Origin of the sequence: Palleronia aestuarii (assembly GCF_003253995.1) — a bacterium.
In the GTDB taxonomy this organism is placed as follows: Bacteria; Pseudomonadota; Alphaproteobacteria; order Rhodobacterales; family Rhodobacteraceae; genus Palleronia; species Palleronia aestuarii.
Genome location: NZ_QKZL01000010.1, coordinates 1 through 22,892, shown reverse-complemented (window position 1 = coordinate 22,892; position 22,892 = coordinate 1). Strand labels below are relative to the sequence as shown.

20 protein-coding genes and 1 pseudogene are annotated in these 22,892 nt (G+C 63.1%); 9 read left to right on the top strand and 12 right to left on the bottom strand.

From position 1 onward, the window contains the following. The first annotated feature begins 114 nt into the window (after positions 1 to 114). Positions 115 to 765, top strand: a complete 651-nt coding sequence (locus tag LX81_RS12365) for a GntR family transcriptional regulator (protein WP_111537643.1) — start codon at positions 115 to 117, stop codon at positions 763 to 765. Here the strand turns inward: LX81_RS12365 and LX81_RS12360 are convergent. Both LX81_RS12360 and carA read right to left on the bottom strand, forming a co-directional pair. Beyond that, positions 762 to 2,633 (bottom strand): glycosyltransferase, encoded by a 1,872-nt coding sequence (locus LX81_RS12360; RefSeq protein WP_111537642.1) that lies wholly within the window; start codon positions 2,631 to 2,633, stop codon positions 762 to 764. The two genes, LX81_RS12365 and LX81_RS12360, sit on opposite strands and share 4 nt — an antisense overlap. 74 nt (positions 2,634 to 2,707) lie before the next feature. Further along, on the bottom strand, positions 2,708 to 3,856 hold the full coding sequence (carA, locus tag LX81_RS12355; protein WP_111537641.1) for a glutamine-hydrolyzing carbamoyl-phosphate synthase small subunit: 1,149 nt from the start codon (positions 3,854 to 3,856) through the stop codon (positions 2,708 to 2,710). A gap of 142 nt (positions 3,857 to 3,998) precedes the next feature. Between carA and LX81_RS12350 the strand changes: the two genes are divergently transcribed. Beyond that, complete coding sequence (locus tag LX81_RS12350; protein WP_111537640.1) at positions 3,999 to 4,463, top strand: GatB/YqeY domain-containing protein; 465 nt, start codon at positions 3,999 to 4,001, stop codon at positions 4,461 to 4,463. A gap of 76 nt (positions 4,464 to 4,539) precedes the next feature. Here the strand turns inward: LX81_RS12350 and LX81_RS12345 are convergent, their stop codons facing one another. Together LX81_RS12345 and ctaD are read right to left on the bottom strand one after the other, a co-directional pair. Further along, the gene (locus LX81_RS12345; protein ID WP_111537639.1) at positions 4,540 to 5,079 is read right to left on the bottom strand and encodes a DUF2244 domain-containing protein; all 540 of its coding nucleotides are present in this window, start codon (positions 5,077 to 5,079) and stop codon (positions 4,540 to 4,542) included. A gap of 4 nt (positions 5,080 to 5,083) precedes the next feature. Next, a complete protein-coding gene (gene ctaD, locus LX81_RS12340) occupies positions 5,084 to 6,757 on the bottom strand; it encodes a cytochrome c oxidase subunit I (protein ID WP_111537638.1) in 1,674 nt (557 codons plus the stop codon). Between the two features lie 231 nt (positions 6,758 to 6,988). On the opposite strand from ctaD, the gene LX81_RS12335 reads away from it, so the two are divergent. Then, complete coding sequence (locus LX81_RS12335; protein ID WP_234822601.1) at positions 6,989 to 7,606, top strand: nicotinate-nucleotide adenylyltransferase; 618 nt, start codon at positions 6,989 to 6,991, stop codon at positions 7,604 to 7,606. A gap of 107 nt (positions 7,607 to 7,713) precedes the next feature. Then, entirely contained in the window at positions 7,714 to 9,174 is a 1,461-nt protein-coding gene (gene dacB, locus LX81_RS12330) for a D-alanyl-D-alanine carboxypeptidase/D-alanyl-D-alanine endopeptidase (protein WP_111537636.1), read from the top strand. Here the strand turns inward: dacB and LX81_RS12325 are convergent, their stop codons facing one another. Beyond that, a complete protein-coding gene (locus LX81_RS12325) occupies positions 9,175 to 9,357 on the bottom strand; it encodes a PLDc N-terminal domain-containing protein (RefSeq protein WP_111537635.1) in 183 nt (60 codons plus the stop codon). It lies immediately after the preceding gene. Between the two features lie 49 nt (positions 9,358 to 9,406). Next, on the bottom strand, positions 9,407 to 9,838 hold the full coding sequence (locus tag LX81_RS12320) for a tellurite resistance TerB family protein (protein ID WP_111537634.1): 432 nt from the start codon (positions 9,836 to 9,838) through the stop codon (positions 9,407 to 9,409). A gap of 107 nt (positions 9,839 to 9,945) precedes the next feature. Between LX81_RS12320 and LX81_RS12315 the strand changes: the two genes are divergently transcribed. From LX81_RS12315 to LX81_RS12305, 3 genes are all read left to right on the top strand, one after another. After that, positions 9,946 to 11,547 (top strand): lysine--tRNA ligase, encoded by a 1,602-nt coding sequence (locus LX81_RS12315; protein WP_111537633.1) that lies wholly within the window; start codon positions 9,946 to 9,948, stop codon positions 11,545 to 11,547. A gap of 58 nt (positions 11,548 to 11,605) precedes the next feature. Further along, positions 11,606 to 12,019, top strand: coding sequence for a DUF4864 domain-containing protein (locus LX81_RS12310; RefSeq protein ID WP_111537632.1), 414 nt, complete (start codon positions 11,606 to 11,608; stop codon positions 12,017 to 12,019). 79 nt (positions 12,020 to 12,098) lie between these two features. Beyond that, positions 12,099 to 12,374 (top strand): GlsB/YeaQ/YmgE family stress response membrane protein, encoded by a 276-nt coding sequence (locus LX81_RS12305; RefSeq protein ID WP_111537631.1) that lies wholly within the window; start codon positions 12,099 to 12,101, stop codon positions 12,372 to 12,374. Here LX81_RS12305 and LX81_RS12300 read toward each other — a convergent pair. Beyond that, positions 12,371 to 13,147, bottom strand: coding sequence for a hypothetical protein (locus LX81_RS12300; RefSeq protein WP_111537630.1), 777 nt, complete (start codon positions 13,145 to 13,147; stop codon positions 12,371 to 12,373). The genes LX81_RS12305 and LX81_RS12300 overlap by 4 nt on opposite strands. A gap of 57 nt (positions 13,148 to 13,204) precedes the next feature. Beyond that, positions 13,205 to 15,382 (bottom strand): excinuclease ABC subunit UvrB, encoded by a 2,178-nt coding sequence (gene uvrB / locus LX81_RS12295; RefSeq protein WP_272939483.1) that lies wholly within the window; start codon positions 15,380 to 15,382, stop codon positions 13,205 to 13,207. Between the two features lie 380 nt (positions 15,383 to 15,762). Between uvrB and LX81_RS12290 the strand changes: the two genes are divergently transcribed. Both LX81_RS12290 and LX81_RS12285 read left to right on the top strand, forming a co-directional pair. Next, the gene (locus LX81_RS12290; RefSeq protein ID WP_111537628.1) at positions 15,763 to 16,074 is read left to right on the top strand and encodes an ETC complex I subunit; all 312 of its coding nucleotides are present in this window, start codon (positions 15,763 to 15,765) and stop codon (positions 16,072 to 16,074) included. 761 nt (positions 16,075 to 16,835) lie between these two features. Continuing rightward, positions 16,836 to 17,921, top strand: a complete 1,086-nt coding sequence (locus LX81_RS12285; RefSeq protein ID WP_111537627.1) for an AAA family ATPase — start codon at positions 16,836 to 16,838, stop codon at positions 17,919 to 17,921. Positions 17,922 to 18,053: 132 nt separating this feature from the next. Here LX81_RS12285 and LX81_RS21895 read toward each other — a convergent pair whose 3' ends face one another. The 4 genes and pseudogenes from LX81_RS21895 to LX81_RS12270 form a co-directional block, all read right to left on the bottom strand. Further along, a complete protein-coding gene (locus LX81_RS21895; RefSeq protein ID WP_146259423.1) occupies positions 18,054 to 19,283 on the bottom strand; it encodes a hypothetical protein in 1,230 nt (409 codons plus the stop codon). 42 nt (positions 19,284 to 19,325) lie between these two features. Continuing rightward, entirely contained in the window at positions 19,326 to 21,038 is a 1,713-nt protein-coding gene (locus LX81_RS12280) for an HD domain-containing protein (protein WP_111537626.1), read from the bottom strand. 389 nt (positions 21,039 to 21,427) lie between these two features. Then, complete coding sequence (locus LX81_RS12275; RefSeq protein ID WP_111537625.1) at positions 21,428 to 22,447, bottom strand: IS110 family RNA-guided transposase; 1,020 nt, start codon at positions 22,445 to 22,447, stop codon at positions 21,428 to 21,430. Between the two features lie 168 nt (positions 22,448 to 22,615). Further along, a pseudogene (locus LX81_RS12270) lies at positions 22,616 to 22,882 on the bottom strand (site-specific integrase); the annotation flags it as partial. Positions 22,883 to 22,892: the final 10 nt, after the last annotated feature.

Below are 22,892 nucleotides of genomic sequence, written 5' to 3'. Positions count from 1 at the left end.
TAGGTGTCCGGCCGCGGAAGGGAACGGGCACGCATGCAGCTCCGCGCGCCGGACCGCGGGTTTCCCCTTGCGGCCCCGCGGTCTAGGATCGCCCGATCCGAACGGAGACCCGTCATGACGGACACGAAACCGGTGCAGCGCGATGCCTATGCGATGATCCTCGACGCGATCGACCTCGGCGTCTACCGCCCCGGCGACCGGCTGGTCGAGAACGAACTGGCAGAGCGGTTCGGGGTCTCTCGTACCCCCGTCCGCGAGGCCCTGCAGCGGCTCGAGACGCAATCGCTGCTTATGCGCGACGGTCGCAGCCTGATCGTGGCCTCGCTGGATCACAACCAGCTGGCCGAGCTCTACGTTGTGCGTACCGAGCTCGAGGGGTTGGCCGCGCGGCTCGCGGCGCGTCATGCGGCTGCGGAAGAGGTGCGTGTGCTGCGCCAGATGGTCGCCGAGGATCACGAAAGGCTCGGCGACCCCGCCGCGCTCAACCGCGCGAACCGTCGCTTTCATAAGCAGATTCACCTGGCCTCGCACAATCGCTACCTCGTCCAGCAACTCGACCTCGTCCACAGGTCGATGGCGCTTCTGGCCAATACGTCGCTCGCGATCGAGGGCCGCGGGGCAGATGCCCTGGTCGAGCACGAACGGATCGTCGCGGCGATCGAAGCGGGGGATGGCGATGCCGCCTATGCGGCACTGGCGGAGCATATCTCGAAGGCGTTCGAGACGCGCCTGAAGCACGATTCGGCGAACGATCCGCGGCTCTAGGCCCGGCCCGCGACGGCGTCGGGCTTCGAGACGCCATGTTCCGTCTTGTCCCAGAAGGTCGGGCAGACGAGCAGTTCCACGAGCGATTTGAGGATCGCGACGGTGGCGAGCGGATAATAGAGATACTGGACCGGGATCCACGGGATCAGCTCGGGCTTGCCCATTCGGATCAGGGCGGACGCGCTCGCGGCCCAGTTGCAGATCGCCGTGAAGCTCATGCCGACCATGAGCCAGAGAGACAGGTTGGCCGGGATCTCGCCTCGTAGCGGATGCGGAATGTCGAACGACAAAAGGGCGAAGGACCACAGGATCGGCGCGAGCAGCGTGCTGAGAAGGCTCGACAGGAACAGCACCTGGAAGCCCACGAAACCCCAGGGTCCCAGGTCGCGCGCCAGCTGAAGCGGATTGCGCATATGGACGGCATAGGTGATCGCGTAGCCCTTGAGCCACCGGGAACGCTGGCGGATCCATTTCCAGGCGGAGGTCGTCGCTTCCTCCTCGGTCGTGGAATTGAGAAGTTCCGTCCGGTATCCGTGCCGGGCGAGCCGCATTCCCAGATCGGCATCCTCCGTCACGTTGTGCGCGTCCCACGCGCCGACGGCCTCGAGGGCCGCACGGCGGAAGAAGACCGTGGTCCCACCCAAGGGCAGCGCCCAGCCGAGCTTGCGAAGCGCGGGCAGCGTCATCGAGAACCAGGTCGAGTACTCGATACAGAAGCAGCGCGAAATCCAGCTATCGCGGGCATTGTAGAAGTTCAGACGTCCCTGAAGACACGCGATCTCGGGTGTCGAGGCCGCGAAATGGCGTACGACGCGCAGGATTTGATCCGGGGCCGGCTGATCCTCGGCGTCGTAGACTCCGATGATCGAGCCGTCGCAGAAATCGAGCGCGTAATTCATGGCGCGTGGCTTCGTCTGGATGCTGCCGGGTGCGACGGAAACGATCCGGATCCATGAGGGCAGGGTGGTCCGGGCGAGCGTCGCGGCGGTCACCCGGTCGCAACTCTCCGTCACGAGGCAGATATCGAGCAATTCTCGCGGATAATCGAGCAGATCGAGGCGCGCGAGCAGGTCTCCCGCGATCTCGGTTTCGCGAAAGAGCGGGACCAGCAGCGTGACCTTCGGCATGCGCGCCAGGGTCGGGATCGTCTCACCGCGTTCGTCGGGCCCTCTCACGCGGTCGAGATGCGTGGCGACGACGAGGAGCGCGGTGTTCACGATCAGGGTGGCGAAGGCGACCATCGACAGCGCCATGAAGGTCGCCATCGGCATCATGATCGCCGGAACGAGGAAGACCGCCGCGAAGATCGCGGCAAAGGTCCACCGGCGAGATCCGTACAAGGTCCTGGCGGAGTGCGGCCCCGGTGCTCGCGTTTCGGCCTGTCGAACGAGGTGATGCCGGCGCATTCGCGACAAGGCCTCCCCAAGCTCGCTTTGAAGCGCCACGACCATGGCGACGGGGCCGAGCACCGCTTCGAGGTCGGGACGGATCCCGTCGAAACGGTTGGGTCGGCTCGTCGCGACGAGCGTCACACCGCCCCTGCGTCCGAGCGGGGCGATCCGATCCGTGGCGCAGCGCGACGGGCCGAGCCGATCGAGGAGGTCGGGCGCGATCCGTTCCCCGGGAAATCTGACAAGCTCTGTCTGGAACTGCTCCGCAAGCATCGCGTAGAGCCGCTCCTCCGTGATATGTCCGTTGCGCTCGAGTATCTCGCCGAAGGTCGCGAGGCTGCCGCGTTGGCGCATCAGGGCCCAGTCGAGCGTGTCGTTATCGATATCACCCGCCTCGACGAGCTGATCCCCGATCCTCGGACGCGCGGCGCGGGACGCATCATGGGGAATTGCGGCGAGGAATATCGGCTGCGGCACGTCGAACGGAACCTCAGAGGTACGGTTCCGTCAAACTCGCGCGATTCGCTTAACCGGCTCTTAAGCCCCGCCTCTTACGTGGCGGCATCCATCGCGCGGGAGAAGCGCTCGAAGAGGTAGAAACTGTCCTGTGGTCCCGGGCTGGCCTCCGGGTGATGCTGGACCGACCAGATCGGACGGTCGGCAAGGCGGATACCGCAATTCGAACCGTCGAAAAGCGAGATATGCGTCTCCATCACGCGGTCGGGCAGCGACTGGCTGTCGACGGTGAAGCCGTGATTCATCGAGGTGATCTCGACCTTTCCCGTCTCGACGTCTTTCACCGGGTGGTTCGCGCCGTGATGTCCGTGGCTCATCTTGATCGTCTCCGCCCCGAGCGCGAGGGCAAGGAGCTGATGGCCGAGACAGATACCGAAAATCGGCATCGACGTGGCCTGCATGATCTCCTGCAGCATCGGGACCGCGTAGGTACCGGTCGCCGCCGGGTCGCCCGGGCCGTTCGACAGGAACAGGCCTTGCGGATCGTGGGCCATCACTTCGTCCGCCGTCGTCGTCGCCGGCAGGACGGTCACGTCGCAGCCCGCGGAGGCGAGGCAGCGCAGGATATTGCGCTTGGCGCCGTAATCGATCGCCACGACCCGGCGCCCCGGCGCTTCGCGGCGGACGAAACCATCGGGCCAGGCCCACCGCATCTCGTCCCAGCGATAGGATTGCGCGCAGGTCACGTCGCGCGCGAGATCGCGCCCGACGAGACCGTCGAACCCCCGCGCGGCGGCGACGAGCTTGCCGATGTCGAAACGTCCCTCGGGGTCGTGCGACAGGGCGACATGCGGCGCCCCCTGCTGCCGGATCGCGCGGGTCAGCCGCCGCGTGTCGATCCCCCCGATCCCGATCCGGCCATGCCGCTCGAGCCAGGCGCCCAGCCGATCCGTTGCCCGCCAGTTGCTGGGCTCCGTCGGGTCCCATTTGACCACCATTCCGTCCGCAAACGGCGAGGCGGTCTCGTCGTCCTCGGGCGTGACGCCGGTATTGCCGATATGGGGAAAGGTGAAGGTCACGATCTGCCCGGCATAGGACGGATCGGTCATGATCTCCTGATAGCCGGTCATCGCGGTGTTGAAACAAAGCTCCGCGGTCGTGTCGCCCGTGGCACCGAAGCCGCGGCCGTAGAAGATCGTCCCGTCGGCAAGGGCAAGACATGCGGTTGGCGTCGGGCGCGGCATCGGGCAGCTCTCCTGTCTCGAGGGGGCGGGCAAATCTGCGGCAACCTATGGAGGGCGGCAGGGCCGGTCAAGCCCTGCTCCGCGTTGCGTGGCTGGCCGTTTCGCAGTATCCCGAAGCTCTTTTCAGGTTCGGATCGATCCCATGAAGACGAGAGACCGCATTAACGCCGCCCTCAAGACCGCGATGAAGGAGAAGCAGGCCGGTCGCCTGTCCACACTCCGTCTGATCAACGCGGCGATCAAGGACCGCGACATCGCGGCGCGGGGGACCGAGGATGACGCCCCGGGCGGGGTCAGCGACGAGGCCGTGCGCCAGATCCTCGGCCGCATGGTCAAGCAGCGTCAGGAAAGCGTCCGAGCCTACGAGGAGGGGGGGCGGCTCGAGCTCGCCGACCGCGAACGCGAGGAAATCGAGATCATCACGGAGTTTCTGCCCCGGCAATTGAGCGAGGCGGAGACGGACCGCGCCATCGACGAGGCCATCGCGCGAAATTCGGCCAGTTCGATCCGCGACATGGGGCGCGTCATGAGCGACCTGAAGTCGCGCCACGCTGGGCAGATGGATTTCGGCGCGGTCGGCCCCCGCGTCAAGGACCGACTGGCCTGAGGCTTCGTCGCCGCGAAGCTTCCCGGCAGTTTCGTCAGGTCGCGGTGGCTGGTTGCGCGACCGCCCGTGCCCGGATCTACAACTGCGCGAGCCTTGCGAGGCGCAGACGAAGTTCGTCTTCGAGCACAAGGCGTTCTTCGGGGCTGAGGAACGCGCCGAGTTCGACTTCCCGCCCGTTCCCGCTCAAGGTTAGGTAATTCTCGACCGGGCGCGTGCCGTTGCGGATCGACACGCGAATCCAATGCGGATTGGCGTTCCATGAACGGTCCGGTTGCCTGGGGTCGTGGCGGACGAGCTCCACGCGATCGGACCAGAGCGTCAACTCCTCCACGAGGTCGCCGTCGCTGTAGGATCGCTGCAGGGAATAGAAGAGAGCCAGCACGGCGCCCGCCCCGAACGGCAGCAGCCCCCAGAAGACCGGTGTCCCGAGAAGCGGAACGACCGGGATCAGGATCATGCAGGCGAAGGCCGCGATGAAAGCGGCGAAGCCCCTGGCGGGAAGCGAGCGGTGCGGCCAGAGGCGGGCGCTGGCGTAGGGCGGGCCTCCCGCCGCGTGGCAGAAGGCCCCGGTTCCCGCCGGGGCCCTCTCGGCCGCATTGTTCCAGGCGACCGGCATCGTGTCAGTGCGTGGGGATCGTATCCCAATCCGACCGCTTGGGCAGCGTCTCGAACGTGTGCTCCGGCGGGGGAGAGGGCAGGGTCCACTCGAGCGTGTCGGCATGCTCGTTCCAGGGGTTGGCGCCGACCGTGCGCGGCACCTTGATGAGCACCCAGAAGATCGCGACGATGAAGAACACGAACGACGCGAAGCTCAGGAAGGCCCCCCAGGACGACACGGCATGCCAGAGCGAGAACGCTTCCGGATAGTCGATGTATCTCCGCGGCATCCCTTGGCGCCCGAGGAAGTGCTGCGGGAAGAACGTCAGGTTGGAGCCGATGAACATCGCCCAGAAATGCGTCTGACCGATCCATTCGGGGATCATCTTGCCCGTGAATTTCGGGAAGTAGAAGTAGATGCCCGCGAAGATCGCGAAGACGGCGCCGAGGCTCATCACGTAGTGGAAGTGTGCCACGACGTAGTAGGTGTCGTGATAGACCCGGTCGATAGCCGCCTGCGACAGAACGATGCCCGTCACGCCGCCCGCGGTGAAGAGGACGAGGAAGCCGAAGGCCCAGAGCATCGGGACCTTGAGCTGCACCGACCCGCCCCACATCGTCGCGATCCACGAGAAGATCTTGATCCCCGTGGGCACCGCGATGACCATCGTGGCGAGCATGAAGTAGCTCTGCTGGGTGAGCGACATGCCCACCGTGTACATGTGATGCGCCCAGACGACGAAGCCCAGCACCCCGATCGCGATCAGCGCCCAGACCATCGGCAGGTAGCCGAAGATCGGCTTGCGCGAGAAGGTCGCGATCACGTGAGAGATGATGCCGAAGCCCGGCAGGATCACGATGTACACTTCCGGATGACCGAAGAACCACAGGATGTGCTGGTAGAGAACCGGATCACCGCCGCCCGCGGGGTCGAAGAAGGTCGTGCCGAAGTTGCGGTCGGTAAGCAGCATCGTGATCGCGCCCGCGAGGACCGGCAGCGACAGCAGGATCAGCCACGCGGTGACGAAGATCGACCACGAGAAGAGCGGCACCTTGAAGAGCGTCATGCCCGGCGCGCGCATGTTGAGAAAGGTCGTGATCATGTTGATCGCGCCGAGGATCGAGGATGCGCCGGAAACGTGGACGGCGAAGATGGCGAGGTCCGTCGAATACCCGCCTTCCGTCGTCGAAAGCGGCGGATAGAGCACCCAGCCGATGCCCGAACCCATCTGCCCGTTTCCGCCGGGCGCGAATACCGAGCAGATGGCGAGGGTGGAGCCCGCCACGAAGAGCCAGTAGCTCAGGTTGTTCATCCGCGGGAACGCCATGTCCGGCGCACCGATCTGCAGCGGCATCAGGTAGTTGCCGAATCCCCCGAAGAGCGCCGGGATGACGACGAAGAACATCATCAGGATGCCGTGCGCCGTGATCATCACGTTCCAGAGATGGCCGTTCGGCGTGCAATTCTCGGTCGCGGTCGGGATGAGCCGCGCGCCTTCCATGCACATGAACTGGACGCCCGGCTCCATCAGCTCCATCCGCATGTAGACTGTGAAGGCCACAGAGATGAAGCCGGTCAGGCCGGCCGTGAAGAGATAGAGGATGCCGATGTCCTTGTGGTTCGTCGACATGAACCAGCGGGTGAAGAAGCCCCGGTCGTCATGGCCCTCGTGGCCGTGGGTGGCTGCGTCGGCCATATGGTGCCTCCTCGATTGCCGCAGTAGGTCCGCGGGCGCGTTGCGCCGGCGCTCTCGCGAGCGTTCTAATGCGACGCGGTATCTCGCACAATGACAACGCCACGTGGAAAGCGGGAAAAAGTGTCGCGTCGTGTCCGCGCTTCGCAGTTGCCCGCCGTCCCTGCGATTGCCGTGTTGCGCGTCGATCCCGCCCATAGTCTACGTTCGGGCCATGGAAGCGGGCGGAACATGATGCACGGTCCGGGATGGCCTGTGGCGCGGAGCGGGGAGGTGATCGGCCTTCTGGGGGGATCCTTCGATCCCGCCCATGCCGGTCATGCGCACGTGACCCGCGAGGCGCTGCGGCTCTTCGGGCTCGATCGCGTCTGGTGGCTGGTGAGCCCCGGCAATCCTTTGAAAAAACAGGGTCCGGCCCCGCTCGACCGCCGTCTCGCGCGTGCCCGCGAGGTCATGGACCATCCGCGGGCGGAGGTGACCGCGCTCGAGACCGCGCTCGGCACCCGGTACACGGCGGACACGATCCGCGCCCTGCAGCGCCGCTATCCCGGCGTGCGCTTCGTCTGGCTCATGGGCGCGGACAATCTCGCGTCGCTGCACCTGTGGGACGATTGGCAGGAGATCGTGAATCGCGTGCCCGTGGGCGTCCTGGCGCGGCCCGGGCAGCGGATCTCGGCACGGATGTCTCCCGCGGCCCGGCTCTTCGCGCGGGCCCGGCTGCGCGGGGGGGCGGTGCGCGGTCTCGGCCGGATGCCGCCGCCCGCATGGGCCTTCGTGAACATCCCGATGCGGGCGGACAATTCGAGCGCGTTGCGCGCCGCGGGCGAGTGGACCGTCTCCGTTCCGGCGTGACGGCGGCGCATCTATCAACGGGGATTTGATTGAACCGGGTTCCTCCGCGGGTTGATGCGGAGAGCGGCGACGTCCTATCCCGTCGGGGTCTTTGGGAGATTGCGGCCATGCGTCTGACGAGACGGACAGTGCTGGCAGGGCTCGCCTCGGCGGGATCGACCGCCGCCTGGGCGGAGGCGCCCCTGGGCTCTCTCCGGCCACGCCCCCGGGCGGGAGATTTCGCGATCCGCACGGTCCCCGGCGGTGCGGCCATGGTGGCCCGGTCGCAATTGAGCGGGCGGGTCGGTTTCGCGGTCGCCGATGCAGAGACGGGCCAGATCCTCGAATCCTACAATCCGGAGGTTCGGCTGCCGCCCGCGAGTACCGCCAAGGCCCTGACCTCGCTCTATGCGCTCGATCGGCTGGGGCCGGAGCACCGGTTCGAGACCCGCCTTCTGGCCACAGCTCCGATCGAGGACGGTCGCATCGACGGTGATCTGATCCTCGCGGGCGGGGGCGATCCGACGCTCGACACGGACGATCTCGCTCAGATGGCCTCGGATCTGAAGGACCGTGGTGTGCGGGAGGTGACGGGCGGGCTCAGGATCTGGGGCGGGGCGCTGCCACAGGCCGAGGAGATCGACCCCGAGCAGCCCGACCATGTCGGCTACAACCCGTCGGTGGGCGGGCTCAACCTGAACTACAATCGCGTCTATTTCGAATGGGAACGTCAGGGCGAGACCTATCGCGTCGCGATGCAGGGGCGTTCCGCGTCCCGTCGGCCCGGCGTGACGATGGCGCAGATGGAGGTGGTCGATCGGCGCACCCCCGTCTTCTCCTACGCCTACGAGGAAGAGCGCGAGAGCTGGAGCGTCGCGCGATGGGCGCTCGGATCGGAGGGGGCGCGTTGGCTGCCGGTGCGGCATCCCGATACCTATACCGGCGAAGTCTTCGAGGTGCTGGCCCGATCCGAAGGGATCGAGATCGCGGGCGGAACGACACCTGTGCAGTCGGTGGAGGGCGAGGTGCTCGTCCGTCACCACAGCGCACCGCTGACCACGATCCTGCGCGACATGCTGAAGTTCTCGACCAATCTTACGGCGGAAGCCGTTGGTCTATCCGCGTCGTCCGTTTCGGGTCCGGTCGCGGGCTTCTCCGCGTCCGGCGCGCGGATGTCCAACTGGCTTCGCAGCGACCTGCAACTCGCCGATCCGCAACTGATCGATCATTCGGGCTTGGGTGACGACAGCCGGATCAGCGCACAGGACATGGTCCGCGCGATGGTCGTCGCGGGTTCTGACGGCCTGCTCTCGGGCCTTCTGAAACCGTATCCCGTCGCCGACCGTCCCGGCCTTGACGTGGCCGCGAAGACCGGAACGCTGAATTTCGTATCCGCCCTGACGGGGTTCATCGGAGGGCAGGGGCGTCCGCCCCTCGCCTTCGCGATCTTATGCGCGGATATCGAGCGGCGCGATTCGCTCGCCATGGAAGAGCGCGAGCAGCCGCCCGGTGGGCAGGTCTGGCTCAACCGCGCGAGAACCCTCCAGAGAGGCCTCCTCGCGCGGTGGGGTACCGTCTACACGGGTTGATCAGACGCGCGCGCCGCCGCTCCGCGGTCCGGCGATCAGCCATGCGATGAAGCCGAGTACCGGCAGGATCAGCACGACGAGGCACCAGATGATCTTGGAAAGCGTCGAGGCGCCGCTGGTGATGATGTTGTAGAGGGCATAGACGTCCGCGATCAGGACGATGATGCCGAAAATGAATTCCATCCGAAGGTTCTCCAATATCCAGTTCGGAGGCCAACGCTTCGTCGGTGGATCAGGTTTCGGTAATGGTGAGGTGGCGTGCGCGCGCCCCACGCTCGATCGCCGCCGCGTGAAGCCGGGAAATGTCGAGTTCGTAGCGCATTTCCTCGAGAAGCCTGAGTTCGCTTTCCCGGATCGTCCCGTCCGCAGCCGCCACGTCGCAGGCCATCGCATAGGCCGTCTCGTAGAGGTGAGGAGGCAGATTGTCCCGTACGAGACCAAAGAGCGCGTCGAGCCCGTCCTCTTCCGAGAAGAGATCGAAGACGATTTCGGCGGTGGTCCGGATGCGGTCCTGGTCGTAGTTCTGGAAGACGGGCAGGTGGTTCACGATCCGCTCGATCGTCACGAGTTCGGTCGTTCGGAGGTTCTCGTCCGAGGCGGAGACGGCGATCATCATCGCCACGAGGCAATCCGGCGGCGTCAGCGAATGGCTGATTTCGGTCATGTTCTGGCCTTGTTCTATGTCCCGGCCAGATTATTGACGTAGCCCTGTCCCGGCAATAGGCAGGCCCGGCCCCGTGCGATCCGGCCGGGCCCCGAGGAGACGTGACGATGACCGATCTGCGCGAAACAGCCCTTGCGTCGAAGGCCTGGCCGTTCGAGGAGGCGCGTCGTCTCGTCAAGCGGTTCGAGAAGGCCCCGCCGAAGAAGGGATACGCGCTTTTCGAAACGGGCTATGGTCCCTCGGGCCTGCCGCATATCGGCACGTTCGGAGAGGTCGCGCGCACCACGATGGTGCGCCGCGCCTTCGAGACGATCTCGGATATTCCGACGAAGCTTCTCTGCTTCTCCGACGACATGGACGGGCTCAGAAAAGTTCCGGGCAACGTGCCGAACCGCGCCGAGATGGAGGCGGACCTGCACCTGCCGCTCAGCCGCGTGCGCGATCCCTTCGGCACGCACGAGAGTTTCGGGGCGCACAACAACGCGCGGCTCAGGGCCTTTCTCGATAGTTTCGGGTTCGAGTACGAGTTCGCCTCCTCGACGGAATACTACACGTCAGGCCGGTTCGACGCGGCGCTTCTGCGGGTCCTCGAGGTCTACGACGAGATCATGGAGATCATGCTCCCCACGCTCGGGGAGGAGCGGCGCGCGACTTATTCGCCCTTCCTGCCGGTGAGCCCCAAGACCGGGCACGTCCTGCAGGTCCCCGTTCTCGAGCGCAACGCGAGCCGCGGCACGATCGTCTATGCCGAGCCCGACGGGGAGCGAGTGGAGATCCCCGTCACGGGCGGCCGGGTCAAGATGCAATGGAAACCTGACTGGGCGATGCGCTGGTACGCGCTCGGCGTCGATTACGAGATGTCGGGCAAGGATCTGATCGATTCCGTGACACAGGCGCGCCGGATCTGCCGCGCGCTCGGCGCGCCCGGGCCGGAGACGCTGACCTACGAACTCTTCAACGACGAGCAGGGTCAGAAGATCTCCAAGTCGAAGGGCAACGGCCTCTCGATGGAGGAATGGCTGCGCTACGCCGCGCCCGAAAGCCTCGCCTACTTCATGTACCAGAAGCCGAAGACGGCGAAGCGGCTCTATTTCGACGTGATCCCGAAGGCGGTGGACGAGTACCATCAGCAGCTTCGCGCCCATGGCGATCAAGACGCGCCGCAGCGGCTCGCCAACCCGGTCTTCCACATCCACGGCCGAGATGTGCCCACTTCCGACATGGTGGTCCCCTTCGCCATGCTCCTGAACCTCGCCTCCGCGTCCGGTGCGGAGGATGCGGCGACGCTTTGGGGCTTCATTCGCCGCTACGCGCCCGAGGCGGAGCCGGAAACGCATCCCGGCCTCGACGCGGCCGCCCTGTTCGCGGTGCGCTACTACGAGGATTTCGTGAAGCCGCACAAGGTCTACCGCGCGCCCGATGCGCGTGAGAGGGCCGCGCTCGAGGAGCTTGCGGCGCGGCTCGATGCCTGGTCGGGTCCCGCCGATCCCGATGCGCTGCAGACGGAGGTCTTCGCGGTCGGCAAGGCACACGGGTTCGAACCGCTGCGCGACTGGTTCAAGGCGCTCTACGAGGTCCTGCTCGGTGCATCGCAGGGCCCCCGGTTCGGCGGGTTCATCGCCCTCTACGGGATCGAGGAGACGCGGGCCCTGATCGAACGGGCGCTCGCCGGCACGCTCGCGACGACGGAAGACAGCGCACCGGTTTGAAACTCGGGGGTCGCGTGCCACGTATCTGAAGGCAGGACAGCTCGCGAAAGGGTCGATCATGCTTCGGATATTCGCCGCCCTCAGCCTTATCTTCTGCATCGCGCTCCCCGCCGGGGCGCAGAACACCAGCGATGCGCGCGGGATCGAAGGCGTCATCGCCAGTCAGATCGATGCGTTCCGCGCCGACGATTTCGACCGGGCCTTCACCTATGCCTCGCCTTCTATCCAGGGAATGTTCGGCACGGCGGAACGGTTCGGGCAGATGGTCCGCCAGGGCTATCCCATGGTCTACCGGCCCGACGAGCTGCGCTTCGTGGAGCAGGTCGAGGACGGCGGTGCGGTTCGCCAGAAGGTCATGATCCGCGATATGCAGGGCGGCTTCCACATGCTCGAATACGAGATGACGGAGCGCGACGGGGCGTGGCGGATCAACGGAGTCCGGGTCCTCGAGGCCGCACAGGTCGGCGTCTGACAGAGGCGGCGCGGCTTGCGCGAGGTCCTCGAACCGGATAGCTCCCGCCCGGAGTGATCGCCGGACCGAGGAGAGCGACGTGGAGCAGTTACTGGACGTGATCGGCGCAACGGCGCTCGTTCTCCTCGTCGTGATCGGCGCGGTCGCCGGGGCGATCGCGGGCAAGATCGCCGGTCGCCGTATGCCGGTCTACATCCTCGCGGGGATTGCCGGTGCGGTGGCGCTGCCGTTCATCCTCGCGGCACTGGGCATCGGGATCATCGCGGCGGGCGGGTTGCTTCTGCTTCTCGTCATCTCGGCGATCGGGGCCGTCATCGTGCTGGCGATCGTGCGCGCGATCACGGGGCGCGACTAGAACTCGATCCAGGTGGCGAGCGAGACGCCGATATCTTCGCGCCCCGTCACGTCGGCCACCGCGCCGAGCTTCACCCGGACATTGTCGCGCACCTCCCGAACATAGGACGGGGCGAGCCGGACCGTCGGATCGGCGCCGGGATAGGCGGCGTTCTGCACCTGCAGGACCCAGCTTGCCTTTTCCGACCAGTTCCAGCCCGCCGTCAGGTCGAGTTTCCAGGCCGGCCGGTCGAGATCGGAGCGAAAGACGGCATAGCTCTCCGCGCTGAGCCAGCCCCAAGCCGTTCCGCGCCCCCAATGGAGGCCCGGGCGCAGGACGCGCGCCGCCTCTCCGTTCCAGGACCGCGCCGGACCCGCGGCGAGCTCCACCGCCCAGACATTCGGGCCATCCGTGTTGAACGAGCGCCGAACGAAGCCAAGCGTCGTCCAGCTGTCGCTTTCCCAATCGTAGCCCGCATCGAGGCCGAGCGTCACCCGTTCCGTCAGCCCGTATTCGGCGAAGAACGTGGAATAGATCGTGGCAACGAGGGGCAGGTAGGTGAAACGGCCCGGAATGCCGATGCCGTTTTCGTCGTACCGGCAAACAGCGCGCGTCGCGCGCTCCTCGATCGTCGGCAGGAACGGGCAGGGCTCCGACGCGATCGAGTATCGCGGCGTGGTCAGCGTCGTCTCGAACGAAAGAAACGCCTTGCCCTCACCGCGCGGCCAGGCGCCCGCAGCGACCATCCCGGACGCCGCGATCCACAGGAAGACGCAGAGAGGGACGCACCGCATGGCGCGACATTCCGCGGTGGCGGTTAACGAAACGCTAACGGTCTCGCGAAGCCGGGATCAGCGCTTCTTGCGGCGCTGGACGTTGCCGCCCCGCTGGCCCGGACGCCCCGCGGTGGATCGCCCCGAGGCCTTCGTCGCGGTCTCGGACGCCTTCTCTACGGCTTGCTGGCGGGCGAGCGGATCGTCGGCCACGGCGAGATCGACGGCCTCGAGCCGCTTTACCTCGTCGCGGAGCCGGGCCGCTTCCTCGAATTCGAGGTTTTCCGCGGCCTTGCGCATGTCGGTCCGCAACCCCTCGAGCACCGCCTGCAGGTTCGAGCCCGACCGTTCCGGCTCGATCTTCGCCGTCACGCGGTTCATGTCCACGTCACCCTGATAGAGCCCGGCAAGGATGTCCTCGACGTTCTTCTTGACCGTCGCGGGCGTGATCCCGTGCTCCTCGTTATAGGCCATCTGCTTTTCGCGACGCCGGTCGGTCTCGGCCATCGCGCGCTCCATGGAGCCGGTGATGCGGTCGGCATACATGATGACCCGTCCGTCCACGTTGCGTGCCGCGCGACCGATCGTCTGCACGAGTGAGGTCTCCGAGCGCAGGAACCCCTCCTTGTCGGCGTCGAGGATGGCCACGAGCCCGCATTCCGGGATGTCGAGCCCCTCGCGCAGGAGGTTGATGCCGATCAGCACGTCGAAGGCCCCGAGGCGAAGGTCGCGCAGGATCTCGATCCTTTCGATCGTGTCGATGTCGGAATGCATGTAGCGAACCTTGATCCCCTGCTCATGCATGTACTCCGTCAGATCCTCGGCCATCCGCTTCGTCAGCACGGTGCAAAGCGTGCGGTAACCCGCCGCACTCACTCGCCGCACCTCGTCGAGGAGGTCGTCGACCTGCATCTCCACCGGACGGATCTCCACCTGCGGGTCGAGAAGCCCGGTGGGGCGGATCACCTGTTCGGTGAAGACGCCGCCGGTCTGTTCCAGCTCCCACGCGGCGGGGGTGGCGGAGACGAAGACCGATTGCGGCCGCATCGCGTCCCACTCCTCGAACTTGAGCGGACGGTTGTCCATGCAGGAGGGCAGGCGGAAACCATGCTCGGCGAGCGTGAACTTGCGGCGATAGTCGCCCCGGTACATGCCGCCGATCTGCGGCACGGAGACGTGGCTTTCGTCGGCGAAGACGATGGCGTTGTCGGGGATGAACTCGAAAAGCGTTGGGGGCGGCTCGCCGGGCGCGCGGCCGGTAAGATAGCGCGAATAGTTCTCGATACCGTTGCAGACGCCGGTGGCCTCCAGCATCTCGATGTCGAAATTCGTGCGCTGCTCCAACCGCTGCGCCTCCAGGAGCTTGCCGTCGCCCACGAGCTGGTCGAGGCGTTGTTTGAGCTCCTTCTTGATCTGCACCACCGCCTGCTTCATCGTCGGGCGCGGCGTGACGTAGTGGGAATTGGCGTAGACCCGAATCCTGTCGAATTCGGCGGTCTTCTCTCCGGTGAGAGGATCGAACTCCACGATCGATTCCAGCTCTTCCCCGAAGAACGACAGCCGCCAGGCCCGATCCTCGAGGTGTGCGGGGAAGATCTCGAGCGAATCGCCCCGGACGCGGAACGAGCCGCGCTGGAAGGCCTGATCGTTGCGCCGGTATTGCTGCGCCACCAGATCCGCGATCACCTTGCGCTGCTCGTATTCGCGCCCGGTATGCAGATCGAGCGTCATCGCCCCGTAGGTTTCCACCGAGCCGATGCCGTAGATGCAGGAGACGGAAGCCACGATGATGACGTCGTCGCGCTCCAAGAGAGCCCGGGTGGCGGAGTGGCGCATCCGGTCGATCTGCTCGTTGATCTGGCTTTCCTTCTCGATGAAGGTATCCGACCGCGGGACGTAGGCCTCCGGCTGGTAGTAATCGTAGTAGCTGACGAAGTACTCGACCGCGTTGTCGGGGAAGAACCCCTTGAACTCGCCATAGAGCTGTGCGGCCAGTGTCTTGTTAGGGGCGAGGATGATCGCGGGGCGTTGCGTCTCCTCGATGATCTTGGCCATCGTGTAGGTCTTGCCGGTCCCCGTCGCGCCGAGCAGCACCTGATCGCGTTCCCCGTCGCGGATCGCCTGGGACAATTCGGCGATCGCCGTGGGCTGATCGCCCGCAGGCAGGAATTCCGTGTTCATGCGGAAGGCGATGCCGCCTTCAAGCTTTTCCCGCCGGGCCGCGTCCGGCGGCGAGGCATGGAGCAGCACGGGCATCTGGTCTGGCGCGTTGTTGTGCATGGAGCGGACCTGTCTGGGATACCTGTCATAGATGCGCGACCGCCCCGGATCTTCAAGCGCGGCGAGGCAAGGGAGGCGGATTGGACGCCAGACGTTGCTCGGTCGGACGACGAGGTTCGCAAAATTACAACCTTAACGAATGTTGTCAGCTTGCGAATCGCTTCAAGGGTCGCCTAGATGGTAACTGCAAGCCGAAGACCCGTCCGGCCGGATCGCTGCTTCCCCAATTTCGAGTGATCCGGCCGGTGCGCGCGCTGAATGCCTGGTCTTGCACGGGGTCTCATGGTGGACGATATTGCCCCCGTGATCCGATAAGTCTTGCGATCACCCGGAACCAGGTCTTGAGGAGCGCCCAGATGACAGCGAGGATCTATCAGCCCGCCCGGACCGCGATGTCCTCGGGTTATGCCCGGACGAAGAAGTGGGTCCTCGAATTCACCGCCGAGGAGGCGCGTACGGTCGACCCGCTCATGGGGTGGACCTCTTCCGCAGATACACAATCGCAAGTGAGATTGCGTTTCGACACGAAGGAAGAGGCGCTCGACTACGCCAAGGCGAACGGCATCGACGCGATCGTCACCCAGCCCAAGAAACGGGGCGCAAACGTCCGCCCCGGCGGCTACGGAGAGAACTTCGCAACCAAGCGGCGCGGCGCCTGGACCCACTGAGGTATTGTAACTCCGATCAAAGTTTCGGCTATCTGGGGGTAAGGTTTCGGCCGTATCAGGCCCAGTCCCTTTCAGACGGCGGAAAATTCTCTGACTTTGCGGTGGCTTACCGCAATCCCTTTCGCTTCGCCGCATGCAAAGCAACTTACCTTGGTTCTCCTGTTGGATTCGAGCAGCCGCCGGTACGTCCCGCGTTCCCATCGGGACCCATCTGATCAGCTTACTCGCCGAGATATGGCCTACGAATTCTTTCCCGTGGCGTTCCTTAATGTCGGGGAGTTCTTGAGTTGCGGAACCGGTGCACATCCTTGCCTTAGACCCGTCATCTGCGACGACATGTTCCTTCGAAACCAGGCAAGAACTTTCCATGGCCGAAGGCTGCACAATCTGCGCCGCCTGCGGCCACTCCAATTGCGGGTAAGATCTCGGATGAGGTTACTGTGTGTAGAAGCCGTTCTCAAAACGCCATTATGGGGGGTTAAAAGCCATTTTGCGCGGCGATTAATCGCCACTGGAAACTGGTCCGGAATAATGTCGTTTCGTATTAGTAAATTGCGTCATCGGTCCTCGCGCCGCTTGCATTGACGCCGATCCAAACGCCGCGAGCCCCCAACCGTTGACTTGCGCCGGCCTTCAAGCCGACGCTCCCCTGCACGGGGTCCGGACCCTTTCACATTCCTTGATCCGCCAGGCGCCGCGCGTCTGCGGGTGCGGCGCTTGGCCCCCGGGCCGGCGTCGAGCATGTCGAAAGGACGTTGGCTATGCCGACACGGACGATCATTCCCTTTGCTCAGGCGAACCTCGGCGACGACCCGCCGCCGCGCTGGGAGGTGGAAGAACGGCTGAAGGGCTTTCTTAACCGCATCCGGGCCGGGAAGGCAGGGCCGGAGCCGGATCGATCCCCCAAAGACCGCAACAGTCGCGACCGGACCACCACGCGAGACCGCCATCGCATTTATCGCCGGGCGAAACGGTACCTCGAGCGCCGCGACGCCGCCACGGGCCTGGCGCACCTGCAGGACGACGACCGCGACCGCCTCGCGGCCCTGCGCGACGGCGCTTGGATCACCCGGCTCGGCACCGAGCACGAGGCGGACGTCATCGCCTCGGCGCTGCACGAGGACATGCCGTGGATGGGGCCAGCCACGGAACGGGTCTGGCACGCCATGCGCCGCGCGGTGCGGACGGGCTCTCCGGGGTTGCCACTGCCGCCACTCCTGCTGCTCGGGCCGCCGGGGATCGGCAAGTCCCACTGGGCGCGGCGGCTCGGGACGCTGATCGAGGGACCGGTCACGGCCATCGACGCGACGAACGAGCCGGCGAGTTTTGTGCTCGTCGGCGCGCAGCGAGGCTGGTCGAACACGCAGCCCGGCCGGGTCCTGCAGACGATCCTGCGGGAGCGCTGCGCGAGCCCCGTCGTCATCGTCGACGAGATCGAGAAGGCGGGCGTAACCACGTCCACGCGCGGCGCCCGGTTCACCCTGACCGACGGGATCCTGCCTCTGCTCGAGCCCGCCACGGCGAGGGACTGGAACTGTCCCTACTTCCGCGTCCGGTTCGACATGTCGTGGATCGCGTGGGTGCTGACGGCTAACAGCCTCAATGGCCTGCCGGAGCCGCTCCTCAGCCGCTGCCCGCCCGTGCCGCTCGGTCCGGTGCCGCGGGCCGACCTGATGCGCTACGCCCGGCGGGACTGCGAGAACCGGGGCCTGCCCGAGCCGGCGATCGAGGCCGTCATGGACTGCCTCGCCACGGCCCCACCGGCCGCCGCGGGACTGAGCCTGCGCAGCGTTCGACGCCTGATCGATCGGATCGAGACCCTCGCGACGATGCCGACGCTGCATTGATGTGACGCGAAGTCGGCATTCGGGGAGCGTCGTATCGTAGACGTTCCTCGGAGTAAGGAAGGGCGGGGAACGGACATTCGCTGCGCTCGCAAATCTATCGAGCACGCTCCGAGTTTGCTAACATCTGTGTCGCTAATATTCAGATTTAGCTGCTTTTTTCTTTGCCTCAGATTCTTGCTTTTTTTGCGCTTGCTTCGCTCGTTCTTCAAAAATCTCATACTTTGATTCAAGTCTGTCGGACAAGCGACGCTGAAGTTGTGACAGATCGTTGGCGGTCCGGGGAAGAAAAGGTTGCCCCAAAAGATCCATCCATCGATCGAAGACAACATCATCCTTACTGTCATTGGGTTCAAAGCTCTGGGTCGAGAGGCTGTGGAGGCTGATAACACAGGTGTCTTTCCCGTTTTTGTCTAAACCTTTCCGCCAATCTCGAATTTCAACAGATTCTGAAATTTTTTCGCTTGATTGATGCATCCAGCCAGAAACGGTATCCGTGCTCAAGCCCTCGAGTGTTTTCCTGATATCCTTACCAGGCTTCATATCCTTCAGGATCAGATCAACGAAAGCGGCAGGTACGAAAACCAACTGGCTCTTTGTCGTCTCCTTGACAAATTTCAGGGCTTCGCCCCGGAGTACTCTCGCCAGTTTACCCTTCATATTAAAACTTCGACCAGTAAACTCATCATTTGCGTCGTGGAAGTAGATCGACCTGTCAGGCAACGCTCCTACCATACTTTGGAAAAAAGTTGGTTCGGAGCCGCCGCCGTAGCGATTGAGGCAGAAAGTCGGATCGTATCGTTTCAAAAACCGTGGCTCATTCAGAATAATTCCATCTGAACAATCAAGCCACTTTGGCTCATACTTGCCATAAACTCTTTTCTCTAAACCCTCGTATTTTGGAAAGCTACGCGATCTATTTCTCGTCAGTTGCCATAGGCAAGAATGAAGAAACTCGTCAGTTATCTCGCGTAACAGTTCGTCACGAAAGGGAAGTTCAGAAGCTGCGTAAGAGCTACGCTGCAAATTCAGTTCGAATGCTCCAGAATTGTCACCGATTGATAGTGACGGTTCGGAAAAGATGGAGGAGCGGATTGATACTCCTGCGTTGCTGGCGCGGCTTGGGCCGAATGAGCTTGTGCCGGAGATGTTTATTTGGTTGACCGCAAGCCCCACCATATTGCTTGCGTACGTCCAATTAACTTCAAACTCATCAGTTTCAAAGTAGTTCCATGGATCTTCAAATCTTGCTTGTCGTGTTGGTAATAAACATTCTTGGTTCCAAGGTAAATCAGAACCGTTAACTGTATAGATAAGCGCCGGGTATCGTCCGAAGTAGTTACCAATCGGATGATGGCGATCCACTTCGGGTGAGTATCGACTGGGGAGAAGGTCTCCAACTTCTCCCTAAAGCTTTTCGGGTATCTCAATGCTGATCTTGGTGCCTACTTCACACTGCCGTCGGACAACGTTTATTGAAGAGGTCTCAATACTTGCAGCAAACTCGAGTCCGTTCTCACAGGGTTCCGAATAGTGCCGTGTCTCAACGCGAATTTCATCCCCAAGTAAGAAGGCCGCCAGTGCGCCGACGCCGAACCTACCGCTTCGTTGGACCCGGTTTGAACCATCAGGCTTCTCGAAACTCTCCCTCCAAGCCGACGAACTTCTGTACGACGCGCCAGCCCTGAGAAAGTAGTTCTGTAAGATGTCCGGGGTCATTCCTACCCCGCGATCTGTGATTATGACGGATTTAACTTTTCTTTTCCAGCTATTTTGGTCGCCTTCGTCGATCATAAAGTCGACTTGGACATCGGCCGCGACATCGGTTCTGGGATCGGGTCGCTCAATAGAGCCTTGGTCAACCAGACTATCTAGTTCTTTTACTGCGTCGGTAGCATTCTGTATAAGTTCACGCAGGCCAACTGACACTTCATTGGCGTAAAGTGGGCCGACCAAAAGCTTCAGCAGTTCACTACCTGCAGCCGTAAACGCAATTTTCTTCGGGATATAGTCGACAGCCTTGGAAAACTCTCTTGCTACATCAATGTTCGATCTAAGTCGACGAATTCGAAGCCCGAGTTTGTTTAATCCACTGTGCGCTTGTAGCCCGTAGACTTCCCCCAAGACCGCCCATGACAAGTCTAGCTCTCTTTGGAGGTCGGTGATCCAGTCTTTCAACCTTAGAAAGGTCTCGATATTGTCCGGCCTGGCCGTGATGTCAATCGACTCTGGATCGGTTAAGTTGGTGATATCTGTTACGCATTGATGCACTGACCATTCCCGGGTCGAAACCGGGCTTTTGAATTTTGTGACATCTGTCCGCGCGGAGGGCGCTCTTGCACTTTGGATTTGAAGGTAATCCGCAATGCGCAATAACGTCATCAAGTACACGGGGTGTGCGGAACGCGTCTCAATCCTGTGACCATATTTTTGTTCGATGTATGAAAAGGTCTGTCTGAGTGCGATTCCATGGCTTCGTGCCACAAGTCCGCTCATGTCACTCAGAAACTCTTCTTGCTCAGAGCCAAAACCGCAAAATTGAACAACCTTACCATCTTTGGAAGGCATGCCTTGAAGAGCGATCTCGTGTGCTAGACGCGGATGGTGGCGTCTAAGAAACTCTCCAACAACTAGGACGTCGAACTCGTCCCAAGGTTCTTCAAAGGAAGGGAAATCGGTGACTGGTCGAAAGCTCGGACCAAACAGGTCTTCTAGCTTCTTTGCATCAAATCGCCGTGCTTCAGCGAGAAATGCTAGCCAAAGCTTGTTCCAAGGCGGATCTGAGAAACCGTCGATTGACTTCATCGGACCCTCCGGGTCAATCAACGTTTCAAAGCCATCTTTGCTCAGGTGCATACCTAAGTCATGCAGCATGACCGACGTTGTAAGAATGGCTAAGTCAACGTCAGACATGAGTTCCAAGGACTTGTCAGTTGCAAGGTCGATAGCTGTTTCCAATACAGCTTCGAAGTGCGTGATATCGTGATCTGTGTACTCAGGAAAGAAAATCATCGAATTCGATAATATATACTCGGATATTTTCGACACTGCGCCTTTCACATATGCGTCTAGTGCGTGGCTATGTTTTATTCGCTCAAGAATAACTTCACTGATTTTCATAAAGCTCTGCTCGCCCAAAACCCTGAAATTAGAGTATGGACAAAAGAACTGCGAGACACCAGCCTCTAACGATCTGTTGGAGTGTTTGCCTCAGGTGTGCGAAAGCGAAGGCTATATAGAAGGCTCGTCGTCCTTTGAGGCGAATGTCCTGTGTGGATGGCTCCCGCATAGCAAGTCGTAAATGATCTCATGTACCTTTTCAGAAGCGGTCTTGTGTCCGGCCTGTTTGCGCGGTTCACACCGCCGGCCCTGATGGGATCCGCAGATCAGGTTCCTATCTGCTTTGCGGGCAATGGCGCCCGGGACATTCGGCGGAGCGTCCTGATCGTTGCGGCTGAAGGGTACACCATCACATCGTTGGTCTTGCTATCTCTCGAGCACTCGGCGGGCTACGCCGCGTGCGGCTTGTATGGCTCGTCTCTGGTCAGGACGGCCCACATGATCCGTGCCGTCTTGTTCGCCATGGCGACGGTCGCGAGCCGGGCCGGCTTTCTCTGCAACAGCTTCGTCAGCCATGGATCAGCGCGCTCTGGATGGTTGGAGACCTGCCGCACGCGGGATGTCATTCCGACCACGATGAGTTGGCGCAGGTACCGATCTCCCATCTTGGTGATCTTCCCCAACCGCTCCTTGCCACCGCTGGAGTGGTTGCGCGGTGTCAGACCAAGCCACGCCGCGAACTCCCGCCCGCTCCTGAACTGGTGACCCGCCCCGATCATCGCGGCTACGGCCGAGGCCGTCACCGGCCCCACGCCGGGAATGGTCTGCAAGAGTTGCGCCTGGCGGCTGAGACGGGCCTGAATGCGCATCGTGATTTCGTACCAGCCAAGGCGGTTGTGCAGATCGACCAGCTGGCGGCTGAGGACTCGCAGGACGTCCTGGGCGAGCTCGGGTAACCCGGACTGTTTGTCGTCGATGATCCCTTTCGCAAAGTCGATGGCCCGGGCGACGCCCCGAGCGATGGTGATCCCGAACTCCGCGGCCAGGCTCCGGAGCATGTTGATCCGCTGGGTGCGCTGGCGAACCACGAAGTCCCGTGCGCGGTGCAGAGACAAGAGCGCCTGCTGGTTCTGGGATTTGATCTCGACGAAGCGCATCGTGGGCCGCGTCACGGCTTCGCAAATGGCTTCTGCATCGACCGCGTCGGACTTGCCCCGCTTCACGTACGGTTTGACGTACATCGGTGGCATCAGCCGGACGGTATGGCCCAGCTTCGAAAGCTCGCGACCCCAGTGGTGGCTCGATGCGCAGGCCTCAACGCCGATAAGGCAGGGTGACAGGCGTTCGAAGAACGCCAGCACCTGCGCCCGGCGCAAAGGTCGGTTGAAAGCCACTTCGCCGCCTTCCGTCACGCCATGAACGTGAAAGATGTTCTTGGCCAGGTCGAGGCCGACAGTGGTAACCTGCATGGGGTGGCTCCTCTCGATCGAAGATTCTGACACCTGCACTATGGCGCATTGCGACGCCGGGGAGCGGGAGCCATCCACCCCATCTGGTTTGGTGGGCTGCACTGCAGCAACCGACCGCCACGATGAACGGCAGCTGTGGGCCGCCCGCGAAAAGGGCGGCCCAGACGATCAAATCTCGACCGCTTCCGAGATGGCAAGGGCATCCTCCAGCCCGACGCCGAGGTATCGAACGGTGCTGTCCATCTTCGTGTGCCCAAGCAGAAGCTGGACGGCGTGAAGGTCACCGATCTTGCGGTAGTTCTGCGCAACCTTGGTCCGGCGCATGGAATGGGTACCGTAAGAGCTCGGCTCCAATCCGATCGAGGTAACCCAGCCCCGGACGAGGCGGGCATACTAACCGGTCGAGATGTGCAGCCGCTCGTGGAACCGTCCCGGTCAGAGAAAT

Coding starts and splice junctions, on each gene's coding strand:
- LX81_RS12300 (WP_111537630.1), bottom strand. CDS start 13,147: ATGCGGTGCGTCCCTCTCTGCGTCTTCCTGTGGATCGCGGCGTCCGGG.
- LX81_RS12345 (WP_111537639.1), bottom strand. CDS start 5,079: ATGCCGGTCGCCTGGAACAATGCGGCCGAGAGGGCCCCGGCGGGAACC.
- LX81_RS12280 (WP_111537626.1), bottom strand. CDS start 21,038: ATGAAAATCAGTGAAGTTATTCTTGAGCGAATAAAACATAGCCACGCA.
- ctaD (WP_111537638.1), bottom strand. CDS start 6,757: ATGGCCGACGCAGCCACCCACGGCCACGAGGGCCATGACGACCGGGGC.
- LX81_RS12290 (WP_111537628.1), top strand. CDS start 15,763: ATGACAGCGAGGATCTATCAGCCCGCCCGGACCGCGATGTCCTCGGGT.
- LX81_RS12325 (WP_111537635.1), bottom strand. CDS start 9,357: ATGGAATTCATTTTCGGCATCATCGTCCTGATCGCGGACGTCTATGCC.
- dacB (WP_111537636.1), top strand. CDS start 7,714: ATGCGTCTGACGAGACGGACAGTGCTGGCAGGGCTCGCCTCGGCGGGA.
- LX81_RS12310 (WP_111537632.1), top strand. CDS start 11,606: ATGCTTCGGATATTCGCCGCCCTCAGCCTTATCTTCTGCATCGCGCTC.
- LX81_RS12335 (WP_234822601.1), top strand. CDS start 6,989: ATGCACGGTCCGGGATGGCCTGTGGCGCGGAGCGGGGAGGTGATCGGC.
- LX81_RS12275 (WP_111537625.1), bottom strand. CDS start 22,447: ATGCAGGTTACCACTGTCGGCCTCGACCTGGCCAAGAACATCTTTCAC.
- LX81_RS12350 (WP_111537640.1), top strand. CDS start 3,999: ATGAAGACGAGAGACCGCATTAACGCCGCCCTCAAGACCGCGATGAAG.
- uvrB (WP_272939483.1), bottom strand. CDS start 15,382: ATGCCCGTGCTGCTCCATGCCTCGCCGCCGGACGCGGCCCGGCGGGAA.
- LX81_RS12365 (WP_111537643.1), top strand. CDS start 115: ATGACGGACACGAAACCGGTGCAGCGCGATGCCTATGCGATGATCCTC.
- LX81_RS12285 (WP_111537627.1), top strand. CDS start 16,836: ATGCCGACACGGACGATCATTCCCTTTGCTCAGGCGAACCTCGGCGAC.
- carA (WP_111537641.1), bottom strand. CDS start 3,856: ATGCCGCGCCCGACGCCAACCGCATGTCTTGCCCTTGCCGACGGGACG.
- LX81_RS12315 (WP_111537633.1), top strand. CDS start 9,946: ATGACCGATCTGCGCGAAACAGCCCTTGCGTCGAAGGCCTGGCCGTTC.
- LX81_RS12320 (WP_111537634.1), bottom strand. CDS start 9,838: ATGACCGAAATCAGCCATTCGCTGACGCCGCCGGATTGCCTCGTGGCG.